Annotated in this window: 22 protein-coding genes and 1 pseudogene; 7 read left to right on the forward strand and 16 right to left on the reverse strand. The window is 41.9% G+C overall.

The features are described from left to right. Window positions 1-6: 6 nt before the first annotated feature. The 5 genes from L6494_RS23095 to L6494_RS23115 all read right to left on the reverse strand — a co-directional run bounded on the left by L6494_RS23095 (window position 7) and on the right by L6494_RS23115 (window position 3393). Entirely contained in the window at window positions 7-588 is a 582-nt protein-coding gene (locus L6494_RS23095; RefSeq protein ID WP_237990069.1) for a CPBP family intramembrane glutamic endopeptidase, read from the reverse strand. 80 nt (window positions 589-668) lie between these two features. Beyond that, complete coding sequence (locus L6494_RS23100; protein ID WP_237990070.1) at window positions 669-1727, reverse strand: DUF3326 domain-containing protein; 1059 nt, start codon at window positions 1725-1727, stop codon at window positions 669-671. A gap of 133 nt (window positions 1728-1860) precedes the next feature. Next, complete coding sequence (locus L6494_RS23105; RefSeq protein ID WP_190698970.1) at window positions 1861-2043, reverse strand: hypothetical protein; 183 nt, start codon at window positions 2041-2043, stop codon at window positions 1861-1863. Window positions 2044-2227: 184 nt separating this feature from the next. Then, window positions 2228-2542, reverse strand: a complete 315-nt coding sequence (locus L6494_RS23110) for a 2Fe-2S iron-sulfur cluster-binding protein (protein ID WP_237990071.1) — start codon at window positions 2540-2542, stop codon at window positions 2228-2230. 71 nt (window positions 2543-2613) lie between these two features. Further along, complete coding sequence (locus L6494_RS23115) at window positions 2614-3393, reverse strand: Uma2 family endonuclease (protein WP_237990072.1); 780 nt, start codon at window positions 3391-3393, stop codon at window positions 2614-2616. Window positions 3394-3724: 331 nt separating this feature from the next. Here L6494_RS23115 and L6494_RS23120 point away from each other — a divergent pair. After that, window positions 3725-3907, forward strand: a pseudogene (locus tag L6494_RS23120) (hypothetical protein); the annotation flags it as partial. A 19-nt stretch (window positions 3908-3926) separates the two neighbouring features. Here the strand turns inward: L6494_RS23120 and L6494_RS23125 are convergent. Then, window positions 3927-5222 (reverse strand): ABC transporter substrate-binding protein, encoded by a 1296-nt coding sequence (locus tag L6494_RS23125; protein ID WP_237990073.1) that lies wholly within the window; start codon window positions 5220-5222, stop codon window positions 3927-3929. Window positions 5223-5438: 216 nt separating this feature from the next. On the opposite strand from L6494_RS23125, the gene L6494_RS23130 reads away from it, so the two are divergent. From L6494_RS23130 to L6494_RS23145, 4 genes are all read left to right on the forward strand, one after another. Next, on the forward strand, window positions 5439-6197 hold the full coding sequence (locus L6494_RS23130) for a YebC/PmpR family DNA-binding transcriptional regulator (RefSeq protein WP_237990074.1): 759 nt from the start codon (window positions 5439-5441) through the stop codon (window positions 6195-6197). 42 nt (window positions 6198-6239) lie between these two features. Beyond that, on the forward strand, window positions 6240-6554 hold the full coding sequence (locus L6494_RS23135) for a nucleotidyltransferase family protein (protein ID WP_237990075.1): 315 nt from the start codon (window positions 6240-6242) through the stop codon (window positions 6552-6554). Further along, on the forward strand, window positions 6544-6897 hold the full coding sequence (locus L6494_RS23140; RefSeq protein ID WP_237990076.1) for a HepT-like ribonuclease domain-containing protein: 354 nt from the start codon (window positions 6544-6546) through the stop codon (window positions 6895-6897). The genes L6494_RS23135 and L6494_RS23140 overlap by 11 nt, the downstream gene beginning before the upstream one ends. A gap of 793 nt (window positions 6898-7690) precedes the next feature. After that, window positions 7691-8296, forward strand: coding sequence for a Uma2 family endonuclease (locus L6494_RS23145; RefSeq protein WP_237990077.1), 606 nt, complete (start codon window positions 7691-7693; stop codon window positions 8294-8296). Between the two features lie 4 nt (window positions 8297-8300). Here the strand turns inward: L6494_RS23145 and L6494_RS23150 are convergent, their stop codons facing one another. Both L6494_RS23150 and L6494_RS23155 read right to left on the reverse strand, forming a co-directional pair. Further along, the gene (locus L6494_RS23150; RefSeq protein ID WP_237990078.1) at window positions 8301-8792 is read right to left on the reverse strand and encodes a hypothetical protein; all 492 of its coding nucleotides are present in this window, start codon (window positions 8790-8792) and stop codon (window positions 8301-8303) included. Window positions 8793-8999: 207 nt separating this feature from the next. Further along, window positions 9000-10664: a DUF3352 domain-containing protein gene (locus L6494_RS23155; RefSeq protein WP_237990079.1), complete on the reverse strand. Its 1665-nt coding sequence runs from the start codon at window positions 10662-10664 to the stop codon at window positions 9000-9002. A 123-nt stretch (window positions 10665-10787) separates the two neighbouring features. Between L6494_RS23155 and L6494_RS23160 the strand changes: the two genes are divergently transcribed. After that, entirely contained in the window at window positions 10788-11147 is a 360-nt protein-coding gene (locus tag L6494_RS23160) for a rhodanese-like domain-containing protein (protein ID WP_237990080.1), read from the forward strand. Here L6494_RS23160 and L6494_RS23165 read toward each other — a convergent pair. Continuing rightward, complete coding sequence (locus L6494_RS23165) at window positions 11118-11462, reverse strand: hypothetical protein (protein WP_237990081.1); 345 nt, start codon at window positions 11460-11462, stop codon at window positions 11118-11120. The two genes, L6494_RS23160 and L6494_RS23165, sit on opposite strands and share 30 nt — an antisense overlap. A gap of 275 nt (window positions 11463-11737) precedes the next feature. On the opposite strand from L6494_RS23165, the gene hrcA reads away from it, so the two are divergent. Then, complete coding sequence (gene hrcA / locus L6494_RS23170; protein ID WP_237990082.1) at window positions 11738-12835, forward strand: heat-inducible transcriptional repressor HrcA; 1098 nt, start codon at window positions 11738-11740, stop codon at window positions 12833-12835. Between the two features lie 353 nt (window positions 12836-13188). Here the strand turns inward: hrcA and L6494_RS23175 are convergent, their stop codons facing one another. The 7 genes from L6494_RS23175 to L6494_RS23205 all read right to left on the reverse strand — a co-directional run bounded on the left by L6494_RS23175 (window position 13189) and on the right by L6494_RS23205 (window position 18632). Continuing rightward, a complete protein-coding gene (locus tag L6494_RS23175) occupies window positions 13189-15297 on the reverse strand; it encodes a tetratricopeptide repeat protein (protein ID WP_237990083.1) in 2109 nt (702 codons plus the stop codon). Between the two features lie 25 nt (window positions 15298-15322). Further along, window positions 15323-15664, reverse strand: a complete 342-nt coding sequence (locus L6494_RS23180) for a hypothetical protein (RefSeq protein WP_237990084.1) — start codon at window positions 15662-15664, stop codon at window positions 15323-15325. An 86-nt stretch (window positions 15665-15750) separates the two neighbouring features. Next, window positions 15751-15984, reverse strand: coding sequence for a hypothetical protein (locus L6494_RS23185; RefSeq protein ID WP_237990085.1), 234 nt, complete (start codon window positions 15982-15984; stop codon window positions 15751-15753). A 363-nt stretch (window positions 15985-16347) separates the two neighbouring features. Further along, complete coding sequence (locus L6494_RS23190) at window positions 16348-16632, reverse strand: tetratricopeptide repeat protein (RefSeq protein WP_237990086.1); 285 nt, start codon at window positions 16630-16632, stop codon at window positions 16348-16350. A gap of 57 nt (window positions 16633-16689) precedes the next feature. Further along, a complete protein-coding gene (locus L6494_RS23195; protein WP_237990087.1) occupies window positions 16690-16860 on the reverse strand; it encodes a hypothetical protein in 171 nt (56 codons plus the stop codon). Between the two features lie 6 nt (window positions 16861-16866). Further along, window positions 16867-18129, reverse strand: coding sequence for a nif11-class peptide radical SAM maturase 3 (locus L6494_RS23200; protein WP_237990088.1), 1263 nt, complete (start codon window positions 18127-18129; stop codon window positions 16867-16869). Window positions 18130-18194: 65 nt separating this feature from the next. After that, entirely contained in the window at window positions 18195-18632 is a 438-nt protein-coding gene (locus L6494_RS23205) for a Nif11-like leader peptide family natural product precursor (RefSeq protein WP_237990089.1), read from the reverse strand. Between the last annotated feature and the right edge of the window lie 206 nt (window positions 18633-18838).

Below are 18838 nucleotides of genomic sequence, written 5' to 3' on the forward strand. Positions count from 1 at the left end.
AATTGCTTATGGCTGCTGAATTTTCCACAAGCAGCTAGAAATCCAATTGGTCATAATGTGAGCGACAATTGGCACGAGCAAGTTGCCACTCCAAAGTGCGCTGTATCCTAGGATTATCCCAATAATAGTTGCCCAAATTACATAAGGCCATTGTTGAGGGCCGCTAAGATGCAAAATACCAAAGCAGACACTAGATCCGATTACTGCTAGATGATCTAGTCCTAAAGCGGGTAACATGACACCGCGAAATAATAATTCTTCACTTAATCCCGGTAATAAACCTAACCAAATTAAGTCAGGCCAAATTAAGGGTTTCAGTACCAATTCCAAGTAATAATCCGCACTTTTGCGGTATGGTAGCCACAAACGATAAGCTATACCACTTATACCTGTGATGAATAACCCTACACCTATTCCTAAGAGAAAATCTCTAGGATACCAGTGCCATTCAAATAGCAAAAAGTTACCGAAGCGCAACCACAGCCTAGCGATTATCCACAACAGAATTGCCGTGACTCCCATAGCGACTAGCACTTGGGTTCGTGTCAAGTATGGAATTTCTGGTTCTTGTTTGTGTTGTTCTACCACGGGTGTTTAGGGAATGGGGAGGAATCAATTCAAAATTCAAAATTAAGAATTTCTGTTGACTTTTGTACAGGTGTGATTAATCACGTCTCTACCAAAGGATATATTTTAGGAATTAGGGAAGCTGGGTTAATGCCTGCTTTATGGGCTACTAATAGACCTACTGCTTCTAAATATGAGTTTACTTGTATTGATTTTATCCCTAATGATTGGGATGAGACTTTGATTTGAGTTTGATTTTCCTCCACGGTGATGATTTGACATGGTTTTTGGCTGAGGCTGAGTAATGCACTACTACCACAGGCAGTGGCTGGCATAATTAAAGCATCTACTTGTTCTGCCCAAATATCTGTTTGGAGAGATTCAGTTAATCTCTTTTCTAAGATAAATTGTGGGGCGCGACTTAATCCTACGAGTACGCTTGGTAAAAAAGTATAACCTAATTCTTCCGCAGCCGATCGCGGTGATAAATTTGGCGCGGGAGGTTCAGCAGCTAAAGCTGGTGCATGGGCGCAAGGAATTTGCAAGTTTCTGACTACTAAATGGCTAATTACGGCTTCTGCTCCGGCAATGGGGTCTACGCCTTGACCTAGGCGATAGTTTTGCGCTGCTTCCTCATCCATATTATCGGGGAAACGGGCAACAACTGCGATCGCTTCTGCTCCTGCTTTCTTAATTAATGTTTCCGCACCTCGCAATAAACTATCTGGGTTGCCAATTGTTCCCCAACTCGCACCTGATGGAGAAGACCGCAATTCTACGTTTAATGGTGCATCAGTAATTACATAATTTGTTAAGGTCAAGCCCAGAGTTGCCCGTGCTGCATCGGCTGCTTGTAGGTGTCGCAGCCTTAACTCTGGCTCAATGCCTTGGTCTAAAAGTAAACCTATCTTATTATTACGTACAGGACGCAAACCCCAGCACCCAGCAGCGAATTTGTCAAGCCCGTAGCCTTCTACATAGAAAGCATTGGAGATATTCCAGTACAAACTTGCACCATTGAGAACATTAGGGTGAGTGATCAGGCGATCGCAAACCTGTGCTATTAATCTAGCAACGGGTATAGCATCCCCGGCATAGCCACCAATGGCTGCACCAACGCCAGTTGGGACAATGAGAATAGCAGTGTAGGGACGGTTCATATTTAAGTGCTGAGTGCGTGGTCTAGCGCAAAAGCTGTGATAAGTTTGTAGTAAGCACTTTAGTGCTAAGAATATTAAGGACTAAAGTCCTTACTACAAACCTAGATCCACCATCATCCTTTCATACTTTTAATTATTCAGCACTAACTGTAGTTACTACAGCTTCTACAGTCGCTTTTTCTTTATCAGCGTCTACAGCCGTAATTGCCCATCTTAAGGGTTCTCCCTGTTTTTGCAACTCAGCTTCAATCACTTGTTGCAACTCTGTAGGTGTTTCTTGAAGGTCGATTTCTGCGGTAATGAAATGGGTTGTCATCGCTGTCCATCCGGTTGATTTGTAGATTCTAGAATAACCGATCTTAGGCAGAGCAAAATACTGATTTTATTTATCCTGTTGATTATCAACAGTAATTGGTAATAATCACCATCAGCAATTTGTGTTTTCTGCCATAAATCCTGACAGCAAAAAGTTACCAATTACTAACATTAATCTTTTGCGATTATTTACCGAATTGCTTCTGATAAACAATGTCTTCTTTTTCTGTTTCAATTTTCACATCAGAACGGGGATAAGCTACACAAAGCAATACGTAACCTTGTTTTTGCAGGTCTGGACTGACTCCCATCCCCTCAGTTTGATCCACAGTTCCGGTAACAATTTGGCCAGCGCAAGTGGTACAGACACCCGCGTTGCAAGAACTGGGTAAATCTAGCCCTAGCTCATCGGCAACTGATAAAATGGTTTTATCTTCAGGCACTTGTAATGTGTGGGTTTTGCCTTGGTGAAGAATCTCAACGGTGTAAGTTGTAGACATATGCTAAAAAATGAGTGCTATAGACAAACTCATTATTATATCTGAATTGTTGAAAACATCGCTCAATAATTTTATAAAATATCCGGGTCAATATTTAACTCCCGCAACTTAGCGGCTAGGCGTTCAGCACGTTGCTTTTCCTGTTCAGCACGCTGTTTTTCTTGTTCAGCACGTTGCTTTTCTTCGTCTGCACGCCGTTTTTCCTGTGCTGCTAGTTCTTCCGGTGTCGGCACTAACTCCCCTTGTGCCGTAAAATAGCGTAATTGATTATTCTGTACACCCAAATATAAATCTAACTGCTGACTCCATAACCAACCTTGGGGATTTGGTTCTATAGGTTGGTAATGAGCATCTACTAAATGAAAACCGACAAATTCTAAATTGTTGGGGTCAAACCAAAAATATTCCGGTGTGCGAAAGATATCTTGATAGATTTGCTTTTTCAAGCTTTTATCCGTGGCTTTTGTGGAAGGTGACAGTAACTCAACAATAATATTGGGATACTTACCGTCTTCTTGCCAGATTACCCAACTTTTGCGCGGTTTTTTTTCACATCCTCGCACGACAAAAAAATCAGGTCCGCGAAATTCTTCTGATTTAAGTTGACGTTGGCTATAGTATATTGTCAAATTTCCCGCAGCATAAAAGTCATTGCGGTTTTGCCACCACAATTCTAAGCATTGTAATAACAGAATAATTTGGCGTAAATGTAAATCGCTTTCCAATGGTGGTTCGTGACTTTCTATATCTCCTGGCGGAAATATTATATCTTCTATTGGTAGGTCACTTTCAATATCTCCTGGTGGAAATATTATACCTGCTACTGGTTGTAAATCTTGGGCGACTGACATGACTTAATTGGGGCTAAAGGTGATGTTGTCTTAGGTTGGATGCACAGGTGTTATCAATATCATAATCTCACTAATTAATAATGACAGTTTGTAGTGAGGGCTTTAGCCCTCAATTTCAGGACTAAAGTCCTTACTACGAACTTGTTTACCCTACATTAATGATCGCATTTTACCAGCACATCCTGAAAATGCTTTGGTAAAAGAGTTTCATCAATCACTATAATAATAAGAGATAATTAGTTAAATTTGCTTAATTATAAATAATTATGCGCGATTAGGCTTTGCCTACACTTCGTGAACGCGTTTCCGTCTGCCTTTTGGCATTGGTTCGATGTCTTGGGAAGTTAACCGTAAACAACAGGAAGCCGCTTGGTCGTTGTATGTGGAGTTGGTGACGCGCATTGCTGTGCAACCTTTAGCACTTGACCAAGGTTTAGTGCGAGAAGCTATGAACTCTCTTTATAGTTTATTCGACACTACCCGCGAAATTCTCAAAGCTGCTGGGCCTCGGGTTTCTGAAACTTAGTTAACAATCACTTGAAAATTAAATCTAAACGTTGCTGACTAGCTTGCAATGCTGCTTGAGGAGAACTTTTACCCAACACAACAGCTTCAACTGCTCTACCTATGCTATCTGAAATACGATTATAACCAGGAAAAATCGGACGACTACGCCCATATTTTGCCTGTTCTAAAAATACCTTTACTTGTGGTAATTTCTGCACAAATTCTTGATATCTTGTACTTTCACGCGACTTTAAATTAATCGGTAAATAACCTGCTGCCAATGCAATTTCTGTTTGAAACTCTTCACTCATTGTATATTCAGCAAACTTAAACGCAGCTTTTTGGCGTTCTGGTGTTGTCTTAAAAAAGAAGAGATTTTCGCCGCCAATACTGGTAGCTGGATTTTGATGAACAGGTAGCGGAAATACCCCAAAATCAATATCAGTTGTCTGCAATTGTCCTAAATTCCAAGGGCCGTTGATTTGCATTGCTACCTTTCCAGACAGTAGGGGGTCTGTCTCATAACCTCGTTCTGGACTAGATAGCATTGTCGAACCATCTTCGACTAGATTACGCCAAAATTGCAACGCTGCGATCGCACTTTGATTTTCTGGCAACATCACACCTGCTGCACTGTGTCCGTCCCCACTTACCAATTCGCCGCCACCACTCCACATAAATGGTAGCCAAGTAAACACCGTAAATTCTCCCTTCCCTAAAGGCAGAAACATTCCATACTGGTCTATTCGTCCATCACCATCAACATCACGAGTTAATTGCTTGGCAACTTGGCGAAACTCCTCCCAAGTGCGGGGTATGGCTTTGATACCTGCTGCTTGAAATAAACTTGGACGGTAAAAAATGCCCACATTATTCGTAGCGAAGGGAACTGACCAAAGTTTGCCTTGGTATTCCATCGATGAATATAGAGTGGGGTCAATTTCCTCCTTAATTGGAGATTTGGACAGCATCTCATCTACAGAAATCAACGCACCCAGTTCGACTAATTGACCTGTGATAGTGGGATTAAACCACAATAAATCAGGTGGTGCATTACCTACAACAGCCGCCAAAATTTTCGGCATTTGCTGATCTTGCTGACCCACATACAGCGACTCTACCTGAATATTGGGGTGAGTTTGGTTAAATTTATCAACCAGCCTTTGTAATACATCCCGGTTAGGCGGCGGATTTACCCCATGCCAAAAAGTGATATGTGTAACTCGATTCCCTTCCACTCCAGAGCGTATAGTCTGACATCCAGTGACAGATAGTATTCCTACCAGCAGTAACAGCAAGAAACGGCAAAGCTTATACTGCAAATTTCTTCTTACTTTGGATGTGAGAGGAGTGGAAAAAAAACCGCATAGCAGACTAATTCGTAATTCTCTAACAAAGAGTACGCCTATATGGGAACAAAGCCAAGACCCTTAAGGCTTATCTTTTACCCAATCCCCAGTCCCTAACCTTCCCTTTGCATCTGGGCAGAAGCTATGTATATCCTAGACTATTGGAGAGTGCAGAAATAATTTCAGCTTATGGCAGGTCATAGTAAATGGGCAAATATTAAACGCCAAAAGGCAGTAGTTGATGCCAAAAAAGGGAAAACTTTTACACAGTTATCCAGAGCGATTATTGTGGCTGCGAGAAACGGTGTCCCAGACCCAGCAGGTAATTTTCAACTACGTACAGCTATTGATAAAGCTAAGATTGCGGGTATTCCTAATGACAATATTGAAAGAGCGATCGCTAAAGGTGCAGGTACATTTAGCGGCGATAATCATACCTTAGAAGAGATTCGCTACGAAGGTTATGGACCTGGTGGTGTAGCAATTTTAATCGAAGCCCTAACCGATAACCGCAATCGCACGGCGGCTGATTTACGGGTAGCTTTTAGTAAAAACGGCGGGAACTTGGGTGAAACTGGCTGTGTTAGCTGGATGTTTGACCAAAAGGGTGTATGTATAGTCTCAGGTGTTGTGGATGAAGACCAGTTGTTAGAAGCATCTCTAGAAGGTGGTGCTGAATCTTACGAAATGACAGAAGAAGACACAGCCGAGGTATTTACCACCATAGCCAATTTAGAAATCCTTAACCAAAGCCTCAAAGACCAAGGCTTTACAGTTACTGAGGTAGAATTGCGTTGGATTCCCAGCAATAATATAGAAGTGACAGAACCAGAGCAAGCGCGATCGCTCCTCAAGTTAATTGATACTCTAGAAAGTCTTGATGATGTCCAAAATGTCACCTCTAACTTTGATATGTCAGAGCAATTATTAGCTGTCAGTATGGCTTAGAAATAGCTATTGCTGAAGCTTTTACCCTAGTGATACCTTAATATGGCATTGGTTGAGGTAAAAACCATGAAACGGGATGAAGTCCTGGTAATTCTAGCTGCACACCAAGAAAAGTTACAGGAATTAGGAGTAAAATCCCTTAATTTGTTCGGTTCAGTGGCACGGGATGAAGCTCGTCCAGATAGTGATGTAGACTTTTTAGTGGAGTTTCATCGACCGGGTGGATTGTTTCAACTTTTTCAAGTTCAGTATTATTTAGAAGATATTCTAGGGTGTTCTGTAGATTTGGGAACTCAGGATGCTTTGAGAGAACATTTACGTGAACCTGTACTCAAGGATGTTATTCGTGCCTTCTAGAGACTGGCGGCTTCGCATTCAAGATATTGTGGAATCTATTACTGAAATTGAACAATGTACAAGTAATGTCAGCTTTGAAGAATTTGAAAAAAATCAAACGCTTGTCAAAGCTGTTCTCTACGATTTCGTAGTGATTGGAGAAGCTATTAGGAGTGTACCTCATGAAATCCAGTTACGGTATCCTCTCATCCCTTGGCGTTTAATGGGAGGTATGCGAAATGTTGTCACGCACGAATATTTCCAAGTTAACTTGAGTAGGGTTTGGGCAACGATTCAAGAGGATCTACCTTCGTTAGTACCACACCTATTAGAAGTGCTGGAGAACGAAGGATTGGGAGAATAGGTGAAGTACTCCGGCTTGCTACGCTGAAGCCGGAGCTTCAAAAATAACAACCATCATCGTTTCGCGTCTCATTCGCCGTTGCTCTGTTGGGTGTACTTATCGCTAAGTACCCGGAACTAAATCCGGTCTGAGTCTTACACAGCGTTTCTGGTATTGCTACCTTTATCTCTTCATGGAGAGAACCCGCGCCGCCGTCCGCCCTCCGCAGACAGTTTTATTACTTTTTCGTACAGTAGGCTTGGTTTATTTTTTACAGCAGAACGTAATCATGCTAACCAGTGGTCTACTCTTTCCCCCTTTCTCTCGCTCTTAGTCTAGGCAAGCATATTACTGCTACTGTGGCCGTTTGTTATATGAGTCGAGTGGGTGGGTCAACAACCATTTATATAATCCCATAAATGTATCCATGCAAGTGATACATTATCAAAGAAAGATCCATAGCAAGTTAGGCTTTCCCAAAAGCGAAATGACAAACTAAAAGCTTATGCAAACAGTAAAGAAAAAACAGTTACACAGTTGGTTGAAGATTGGATCGACAGGTTGCCTAGCCCCAAGATTAACGACTCCTTATCCAACCCACTCCCTAATCAACCTGACGGTTGATATTGGTCGGAGTTGGAATCGTCGCCGTCCGCTCACAATCCCCACCCTACTAAGAGTTGTTCGCGTAGCGTCTCGCAGAGAGGGTGGGGACTTCCGCGACACGTTAAACAAGTCCCTAATCACCTATTTTTACTGCACTGTCAAAGTGAAATTATAAAGTCCACTTTTCTATGTAATAGGAGAAAGTCTGATGACTCATACACCATCAAAATTTCTCACTTTCGAGGATTTTCTGGCTCAATACCGCGACAATCCCCGCTACGAATTGTCTGACGGAGAACTAGTTGATATGGAACCCACAGGCCCCCACGAAACCGTTAGCGGCAAACTAGCGACCAAAATTGGTATTGCCATTACCAACGCACAACTCCCTTGGTTTATTCCTAGGACTTGCCTGATTCGCCCCTTTGCTGATGCTATGACTGCCCGTAGACCAGATATTATTGTCCTGGATGAAACTGTTATCCCCAGTGAACCCCTTTGGGAGCAAGAACCAGTAATTACCCTCGGTCGCTCGGTTAAACTAGTGGTCGAGGTTGTTAGCAGCAACTGGGAAACTGATTACGCCCGTAAAGTCGAAGAATATGCCCTCTTAGGCATCCCTGAATACTGGATTGCTGACTATCGAGGACTCGGTGGAGTTGCTTTTATTGGTAGACCCAAACAGCCCACTTTTACAGTTTGCCAGTTGAGTGGTGATGATTATAACCAGCAGCAGTACCGTCTGGGTGAAGCGATCGCTTCTAGTATCTTGCCAAGTATGCAACTGCGACTGGATGATATCCTACCTCTCTAAACACCTATTTTTCTTGCACTATCAGAGTGTAATCGTACTTAACTCCAGGTTTGAACGCACCCACCCAAATCTTATAAGACCCTCTTTTCCATTGCTCATCGTCGATACTAGCATCCTTACTCTTACCAGTATCATCACCACAACGAATAGTCTTATCGTCTGGCCCCTTAATTAATAAAGTAGTATCATTACCTCTACTGTTGACCAGCACTTTCAAACGGGAAAAATCTTTTTCTAGAACCATAATGTGATCTGGTTTAGGGTCAGCAAAACCAATACAGACATTTCTATCGCGATCGCGGTTACTGATTGCTGACAAAGAGAAAGAACCGCCCGTAAAGCCAGTAAATTTTGCCTTTGCTGTTTCAAACCCCGGTGATAGGTTGAATTTACCGAAATTTGGCGTTTCTGCAATGACAGGGGAAGCAATCATAGCAGCAGATAAAGCTACAAGCCACCCGCCACGAAAATTCAGCCAAGGGCGATAATTTTCCATATTAACCTGCTAAATATGCTTTTATAACAATAAAGATATATACATATTCTAGTTAAAAAATTTCGGTTAAATCACATAAAATTGTGACACATTTCTATGTGCCACAATTGTTATCTTTGAAAAAATTGTAAAGTTAAATGATGATGCAGAATTAATAGTTTCTGGACGGGAAGCTGGCAGTTATCTGCTTCATCTAAGATAGATTTACTAGGAACGAAGTTCCAGAAAAGCTGCACCTTTGAGTGTTCCTGTGTCAGTACCATAGCTACTGAAGGTGAGCGATCGCAGTTGGTCGAAAAATGCTTTATCAAGCACTTCTAAAAGCTTAAGAATAGGCAACTGCCGCTCTAACAAATCGTGACTTTTATTCCAGTCAAGATACACGTAACCTTGGTTTGGTTCAGGAATTACCGCAATACTGTTTTGGAAATTACGGTTTTTCATGAAAGAATTATCCTTATTAGTAAAAACTTCATTAATTGTTTCTAAGTCAGAAGTGAAGACTTCGTAATTACCCAAGGTTGTATGTATGCCTTTAACGTTCGCTTCCACGGTGAATGATGGACTGTCTTGAGCATCAGACTTTTTAGTATTAGCGATTAATTCTGTCCAAGCAACAACTTTTTGCTCATCCAAACTCAGAGAATTGGTGTTGAGTCCTTGAGAGGAGGCGATCGCATCTAACCGCACAATTCCTTCTGGAAGACTATCTTGTTTTTCCGCCACAAAAACCCAGCCAGGAGCAGTTTTTCCAGCACGCGGTATGAGTCCTAGCGCATATTCCCCTTGCACCCAGCTAAATACATCCTGTGTCAAGTTAATACCCCAAGCTTTTTGGATGGCTAGTAAAGGTTGCTCTAACCGGGAAATCACATCTGTTCCTGAACCAGAGATGGCTGTTTTAGCTTGCGTCCAGAGTTTGGCTAAATTGCTGTCATTCAAATTATCTAAATGAGAGCCAGAAATTACCAAGCCTGCCGATGAGGGAATATATTGCAACGCTCCCACAGGCTGAGACAATGGCGCAGATGGAGGCGTAACTTCCGACATAGTGAGAAAACTAGTCTCTGCTAACAGTCCTTTGGGGTTTAATGTCAGAGATGTAATTTGACTATCGTAAATTGGTTCTGGTAGTTCTAACCCTTGCCATTGCGCCAAGGTGGGAAGATTAAAGAAAGTCACCGCCACAGCACCTTTTGGTAGTTCTTCGATAGCTTTTTGGTATTGGGGAGAACTAGTCAAATTCAAATCAGGTGCTTGGACATTATTAATTGCATCCCGCAGCACTCTAGCATCGTTGGCAAACAAAACAAAGTTATCCACCACCGCACCAGCTAAGGGTTCTAGCTTTGGTTGTGCATCGTCATAAATGAGCTTTGCACCGTTATATTCCTCCGTTGTGAGGTTTGCTCCCGCTAACACCCGCTTGGAGAATAACAACTGTACAAAATCGCTACTTTTTGCTGGCTTCTCCGTAGCTAGAGCCATCAGATACCCTGGTTGCTTGCCATTTTCAAGATCGCGGTCAATATCTAGGGTGGTGACAGCCAGAGTAATTTCGTTTCCTAGCCAGGGTTGAATATCTTGGCGATAATCTAGACCACTCTCGGCCAATAAACTGGTTTTGAGTTTAGATATTTCTCCCGCACTTTCCAAAGACTGCAATCGGTCGGGATTTACCAGTAATGACACCGTAACAGGTGCAAGTTTAGACACGAATATAGCAGCACCAGATTGAGAAGTAGAAGCAATCAGGCTCACCGGACTTTTAGTAAAAAACCAGTAACCAGCTGCGATCGCCATAATCACCAGTGCGATCGCACCAGCTACGATAAAACTAGAGAATGAACGTTGTGTATTTACAGTAGACATATCTAGCACAAAGGTTTACATAATTGGGCAATTCAATCTCAAATCCCCAGTCCCCAATCCCCAATCCCCAGTCAGCACATTTTCTGTCAACATGAATAATATAGGATTGTTTACAAAAACGACATGACAGGGAATATTTCGGGTCAACCCATAACTCAAGTTAGTGTAGAAGAACTCGCACAACGTCTGGCTACTAATGATGCAAGTATTCAGTTGGTAGATGTACGTGAGCCACAAGAATTAGCACTTGCAAAAATTGACGGTTTTGTTAACTTACCACTGAGTGAATTTACTCAGTGGTCAGAACAAATTCACACAATATTGAATCCTGATGCTGAAACATTAGTGCTATGTCATCATGGCATCCGTTCAGCCCAAATGTGCCAGTGGTTAGTTGTTCAGGGTTTTACAAATGTGAAAAATATTTCAGGTGGGATTGATGCTTATTCGATCCTAGTTGACCGTTCTATTCCCCAGTATTGAGCAGGGTGGGGTGTAGGGGTGTACTTCGACTTCGCTCAGTAACCGGGGTGTAGGGGTATAGGGGTGTAGGGGTGTAGGGGTGTAGGGGTGTAGGGGTGTAGGGGTGTAGGGGTGTAGGGGTGTAGGGGTGTAGGGGTGTAGGGGTGTAGGGGTGTAGGGGTGTAGGGGTGTAGGGGTGTAGGGGTGTAGGGGTGTAGGGGTGTAGGGGTGTAGGGGTGTAGGGGTGTAGGGGTGTAGGGGTGTAGGGGTGTAGGGGTGTAGGGGTGTAGGGGTGTAGGGGAGACAAGGAAGCCGTCGATAATGACTAATGCCCAATACCCAATCCCCGAAAAAATACGTATCTAAGAATACAATTTACTTGATGAATCTATATAATAATACCGAAAAAGATAAATAATAGTTGTAATTCAAAGTTTTCGACATAAAAATGTGCTAGACCAATAGCAACTGAATACTTTCACGTTATCTACTAAAATAGAATTAAATATTTATTTCGCTAATTTCATTAGTCAATTTTAAATTTTTGGTATTCATATTCAAAAACTTTTTTAAAGCTTGAATAAAATTTGCTCTCCGTCAAACATACTCTTATGCAAGTCCAGTTGACAAATCGACAACAGCATATACTTTGGGCAACGGTGCGTCATTACATAGCTACAGCAGAACCTGTGGGTTCAAAAGCTTTGGTCGATGAGTATGACCTGGGGGTTAGTTCAGCCACCATTCGGAATGTGATGGGTGTCCTAGAAAAATCTGGGTTACTTTACCAACCACATACCTCGGCTGGGAGAGTACCTTCTGACTCAGGTTATCGCATCTATGTTGACCAACTAATTACACCCTCTCTGCGAGACACTACGCGAACGGATACTTTAGCCAAAGATGTAGAACAGGCTTTACAGCAGCGTCTCCAGTGGGAAGACTGGAGTATGGAAATACTCTTACAAGGAGCAGCGCAGATTTTAGCTAGCTTGAGTGGGTGTATTAGCTTGATTACCATGCCTCAAACCCACACAGTAGTTGTGCGACATCTGCAATTAATGCAGATAGAAGCAGGACGAATCATGCTGATTTTGGTAACTGATGGCTATGAAACCCATTCCAAGCTGATGGATTTACCCCCAACCAGAACAGAAACAAAACCCGACTCAGACGTAATTGATCGGGAGTTGCAGATTGTTTCTAACTTCTTAAATAGTCACCTGCGGGGGCAAAGTCTGCTAGAAATCAGCAACCTAGACTGGAGTAAGTTGGATCGGGAATTTCAACTTTATGGAGAGTTCTTAAAAGATTCCGTTGCTGAATTAGCGCGGCGGACTCTTGCACCAACTGCTACTCAAATTATGGTGCGGGGTGTAGCGGAAGTTTTGCGTCAGCCGGAATTTTCCGAACTCCAGCAAGTGCAAACAATTCTCCACCTGCTGGAAGAAGAACAAGAACAACTGTGGCGATTAATCTTTGAAGAAACAGAGGGAGAAGAAACCACCAAATCAAAGGTAACGGTGCGGATTGGCGCAGAAAACCCTCTAGAACCAATTCGGACTTGTACCTTAATTTCTTCCACTTATCGCCGGGGTGCAGTCCCGTTAGGGAGTGTAGGAGTTTTAGGCCCAACACGCCTAGATTACGAAAGTGCGATCGCAGTTGTCACGGCTGCTGCTGATTATCTCTCAGAAGCCTTCAGTTAATTACAACAAATCATGGTCAGAAAAATTGCTTTTGGGGTGCTGTGGCTAGGATTCATCGTCTATTTCGTATCTAAAAGGAAACCTAGAGCGATCGCATTTATGTGAGAGCCTAATATATGTATGCGATCGCTAAGTTTTACTTAATCAACATTTCTTGTCTTTGCTAAGAGGGTGTTTGAAAAGTCCCCTTTTATGTCATGCTGACGAAGGAAGCATCCCAGTATAACGGTGAAAACGCGGATTCTTTCCTTCGGAACGCTTCGCGTTAAGCGCAGCTATGCCGCAGGCTTTACCTTCCGCAAAGCTCCACTCAGAATGACAAAGGATACCTGACAAAACTTTTCAAACAGCCTCTAACCCCCATCTGCCAATCTAGCAGACAATTCATCTTCAATACCTTGATTCTCTTCAGCATGAAAAGACATCAAATAAGATAAAAGCTGATCATGCTGAGAAAGTTGTTGATATATTGCAATAGATAAACGTGTAAAATCTTCCTCATCTACACAGTGAATGATCTCCTCAACAATTTCTGGATTAAGATGATGGGAAAAATCATCAATAATTTGTTCCGCACAATCAATTATGTTAGAGATTTCACTGGGAATCCGATGGGAGTAAAAAACGGGTACATATTCATTTTCCCCTTGTTTGAGAACATCCCTAACCATTGGCTGATTGATGTAATTCAAAGTTTCTAGGGTATCAATATTGAGATTCAGCCTTCCAGGAGAAATAAGAGAAAATATGGCTGAATGTAGCTCATTATCTAGATAGATTTTTTTCACCCTATTGAGATATGTATGATGAAAAAAGACAATGGACAGAGACAAATCTTGGTCTATTTTTTTTAACATATGAGATAGGGACAAACCTGTACCTACCAAATCCACAATGGCGGAATTTTTCTTGTTTTTTACAAGATGTAGTAAATAATTTACATAATCTTCACTGCATTTGACACGGGCTAAACGACTGGTAAAGAAATATTCGCCATCAACAGCAAATTCGCTGTTTTTAGCAATCTGACAAAATATCTTATGTAAATGATAACAATCTCGACTGGAAAACAAATATTTTTCGATCTGATTTCGTTCAGCCATTCGTAACAAAAAGACTGAGAAGATAACTAAAATAACCAAGTTACCTTGAACGAAACAATGATAAAAATCCTGTTTTAAAGGCTCTTTAAAGTGATTTCCTAAACGAATTTTCCTGATAACTCTTGCTAGATTCTGCGCGCCAATTTCATGGAGCGCACTTTCTACAGGCGAGAGTTGAGACCCTTGGTACAAATTGGCTCTGATGCCGTATCTTTGGGCCATCTGTACATCTGAGTGGGGATTATCTCCCAGATGTTGGGCAATCCTCATCCCATTAGTAATTTCACGCCATGCTGTACCGTTATGTTTGCCTTTAGCTGTTACGTAAAGGTTTACTGGCTTTTCTAACCCAGCCTTTTGCAGCATTTTCCGCAGCACATCTTCGGGAAGATACATATCAGATACAAGCAGATCGCCATCTCTAACTTTATCCAAGTTTTCTTTAATCCCAATGACGTTTTGAAGTTCTGCGGCAATTTCTGCATCTTTTAAATATTCGATATCTTGCCTATTGAGATTTAGCTCTTGAGCCAATCTCAGATAGATATCATCCAAGTCATAATTTTCGACGTTTCTCAGAAAATAATGCTCTGCTTGCTTGCGGTAATGGGTAAAGTTCTCGAAGTTAGTTAAGCACTCAACTTGCAAGAATATTTCATCAGGATCGACACAAAAACGGGTGATTAGTGTATCAAAAATATCAAAAGACAAAAGACTTGTCTGTGCAGTTAGAGGGTTTTCTAGCCGTTCATGGGCGATCGCCAAGTCTGGTTGCAAAGCGATCGCCTGTTGATAGTAAACTTGAGCAGTCTGCCAATCCCCTGCCTGCTCATGAGCCACACCCAACTGACAATTTAATTGGGCATAGTGGAGTTGTTGGTTTTGTGAAAGTTTTCCTTGGGCGTGGAGTGCATTACCCCAGTTGACATCAGCTTCGGTGCAATCAGGGGCAATTTCCAATGCTGTTTGATAGCAAGCAACTGCTTCATCCAACTTGTTTTGTTGTTGCAGAGCATAGCCGAGGTTGTTGTAAATAGCTGCTTCCTGGGGACGAATCTCCACAGCCCTTTGGTAAGCTGACACTGCTGCTGCCCACTGACCTTGACCTTGATATAAATTGCCTAAACTAAACCAAGCTTTAAAGGATTCTGGCTCCACTTGCAGGACAGCTTGAAACAGCTTCTCGGCTTCAGTGTCGTTGCTTTTTTGTCGTGCTAGCACCCCCAAACTATACAATACTTCTACCTGGTCTGGCTGGACCGTGAGAATCTCGCGGTAAACTGCCTCGGCTTGGTCTAAGCGATGCGCTCGATGGTGTTGAACAGCTACTTGAAAGGCTTCTGCAAGGGTTGTCATCATCTTCTTCTAACTTGATTTTTTCTTACTAATTTAACAGTCTCTTAGGTAAATCAATAGCGATAACCCAACCTCTGGCAAAAGCAATATCGTTAAATTTTAAAAATTTAGTTTTGCCAATTACAATATCACCATCACCTGTAACTATCACATAGGCATTAGGGTCATCACCCACTGCCAAAGCAGAACCGCTCCCAATTGCAATGCCACCGCCATTACGAAGACTTCTGGAAATCACATTTGCACCTGCAAAAGTGTAAGTTGGTGAGCCGGAGGCTGATGCAGCTGATGTCACACTTACTCCTACAGAACCAAAAATCAAATCGTCTGTGGCAAGATTCTCTAAATATTGTAAGTCTGTAATTACCATAGTAATGACCTTTCCTGAGGTTAAAGGTTAACTGTATTTAGGCATTCTCAACCCATTGTGGTACTTGTTATATTGACACGCACCAGTTAATGAGTCTGAGAAATCGAAACCGAACTAGAACTAGAACCAGAATTTGATGATTTACTACAGCTAGATTTGATGTAACCGCTGCATCTGTTGCCAGATGCAACTATTACGGACACATCTTGATGTATTTCTGCGGTAGCATTACCAGTTGACTTGTCAAAAGCTTTAGCTTCGGCTATGATCTTCAAGTCTGGTAAGTCTATCTGTTGGCAAACAACTCGGTAGCGAGCCATGATTAATCCTGACTGGTAATGTTTATGTGTGTTTAGACATGCTAAACAAGTCAAAGAAGGGGTTAGGGAGAAAAAGCTTCTTTTAGTTTCTATCTGATACGCCAGAGAGAAGATAAAAGTTTCTCCGGAAAATTACTAACTTATTTTTGGGAATTTTTTGCTGTGGGCAATTGTTATTCAGTTGCCCACATTTATATTAACTCAATTTTGGACAAAATGGTTATTTTTCATGGGATTTCATTAAATTAAAATTCACAAATTATTGACAAATTATTGACAATGAAAACATCTCTGGATAATTCTTAAAATCTAAGATTGCCCAGATTTAATTGATGGGATTTTGATAATTGAAGTTGAATATTACTATTGGTAAGTCACTTGTACCTCCTCGATTTGCTCTTGATATAAATTGCCTAAACTAAACCAAGCTTTAAAGGATTCTGGCTCCACTTGCAGGACAGCTTGAAACAGCTTCTCGGCTTCAGCGTCGTTGCTTTTTTGCCGTGCTAGCACCCCCAACCCATACAATACTTCTACCTGGTCTGGCTGGGCTGTGAGAATCTCGCGGTAACCTGCCTCGACTTGGTCTAAGCGATGCGCTCGATGGTGTTGAACAGGTACTTGAAAGGCTTCTGCAAGGGTTGTCATCTCCTTCTCCTAACTTGATTTTTTCTCACTCATCAATCCAGTTCTGATAGGGTATTTTTACTTTTGAATTGGTTTTACCTCTGCTGCATAGAGCTTTTCGCTTCGATCTAAACTTTGCTTCACCTGCAAGACAATCTTTAAATGAGTTATTTGACTCTTCCAAGCTGAACGAGGTAGCAAAGGAAGATTTCCTGACTGATTTGACGATAAATCTTGTGTATTTGCCACGGTTAATTACCTCACTAACGCATCAGAATTTTCTAATTCTTCCTGCCAACTTTCAGACCACTGGATACTGTCAGCGCTAAAGTTTAGTGGATCATTTTCTGGCCAAGGTTGATCGATAGATTCCACAATTAGCTCAAATTCACCGTTATCAAAGGGCAAACCTTGGGCTTGCACTTTCGGAACTACTCGCTCTCTTAGCCCTTGTTGTGTATGGGCTAAAGCACGATAATGGCAATAAGGATTATTACCTCTCCTATCAAAGAAAACATGGGCAGTCCAACTGCAACCACCACGGCAAAGTTCCGCAAATTCGCAAGTTTGACAAAAACCCCAGAGGTGTTGCGTACCTTCTGGTGTACCGGCTCCCAAGTTTAAGCGCAACTCGGCGGAATTTTCAATGATGTCATGTAAGGAACGCTCTCGAATATTACCGCCTGTGTAGGCAGTGGTAGGTAATGAGGGACAACCTTTAATTGCACCATCGGCTTCTATTCCCAAGGTTGAAAGTCCAGCGTTGCAACCTTGCCAGAATGAGAATTCATGCTCGCTACCCCGTCCCCGCAACAGGCGTTCATAAGGACCGTAATAACCAATGTTATTTCCCGCTTGGAGTTGTACCCCTTCTTTATAGGCGCGACGAGCAACGCGAGCCAGCATGGGGTAAATATCTAGCAGCTCATAAGGCTGAAGGAGAATGTCTGTATTGTCAGCAGCATTCCCCATTGGTACAGTCAGTTGAATTTGCCAAGCACGCGCACCTGCATCACGAATGCACTCGTAAATACGGGGAAACTCTGGGGCTGATAGGCGGTTAATTTGAGTGTTGCAACCAAAGGCAATACCCACTTCTTTAAGATGGCTCATGGTTTTAAAAGCGTACTTCCATGAACCTTTTTTTCCCCGCAGACAGTCATGGGTTGCTTCCAAACCATCAATGGAAACGGAGACAGTGCGAATTCCCGCCGCTTTCATTTTCTGTGCAGTTTCTAGGGAAATCCCATAACCACCAGTGGTCATACCACAAAGCATTCCCTCATCGTTAATAGCTTTGGCAATTTCTAGCCAGTCTGGACGCAGAAACGCTTCACCACCAATCAAGGTGACTTCTTTAATTCCTACTTCTGCCATTTGCCTGACTAAATCCAAAGCTTCTTCAGTAGAAAGTTCTTTGGTACGCTCATGTCCGGCACGGGAACCACAATGACTACAGGCTAAATTACATTTTAAGGTAATTTCCCAAACTGCATAGCTTTTACGATGGTAAGTCATTTTTACGGTAATTAAATTGCGATTTGTATAGTTTTGTTCAAAACAAGCTAAGTAAGTTACATTTTTTATTCTGCAACAATCACTCCGTATAAGGGTTGAACAATAGGATCAATCGGATCAACTACAATGCCATACAGGGGTTGTGGTTGTGGCCATGGTTTTGGTCGTGGACGCGGCTTGGGATGTCCTATAGGAGGCCAGTAGATCACACCATAAAGTGATTGTGCGATTATTCGATCACGATTAATTCTAGCGGTTGTTAATCCCCCAAAAGCACCTAACAATTCTTCCTCCGTCAATTCTTCAAACTCACCTGATTCTTTCAATTCTAAGATTTTGATCACAGATGTTTCAAATTCTTGCTGAGAAAAGTTATAGCCATTTTCTGACATAACTTTTTTAATTTCCTCGATTTTATCACTCATTAATTGAGTGCGAAAACCTTCGTCTTTAACTAGCCTAAATAAAAAATCCTTGACTCTTTCTAAAATGTCGAGCGACATATTTTCTGCTCCTGAAGTGATGATGCTATTGCTAAGTTAACGAGGCTGAAAAATTGAAACAGAACTAGAACTAGAATTTGATAATTTGCTACAGCTAGATTTGGTGTAACCGCTACATCTGTTGCCAGATGCAACTATTGGATAATTCTTAAAATCTAAGATTGCCCAGATTTAATTGATGGGATTTTGATAATTGAAGTTGAATA

The organism is Nostoc sp. UHCC 0870 (genome assembly GCF_022063185.1).
GTDB lineage: Bacteria > Cyanobacteriota > Cyanobacteriia > Cyanobacteriales > Nostocaceae > Trichormus.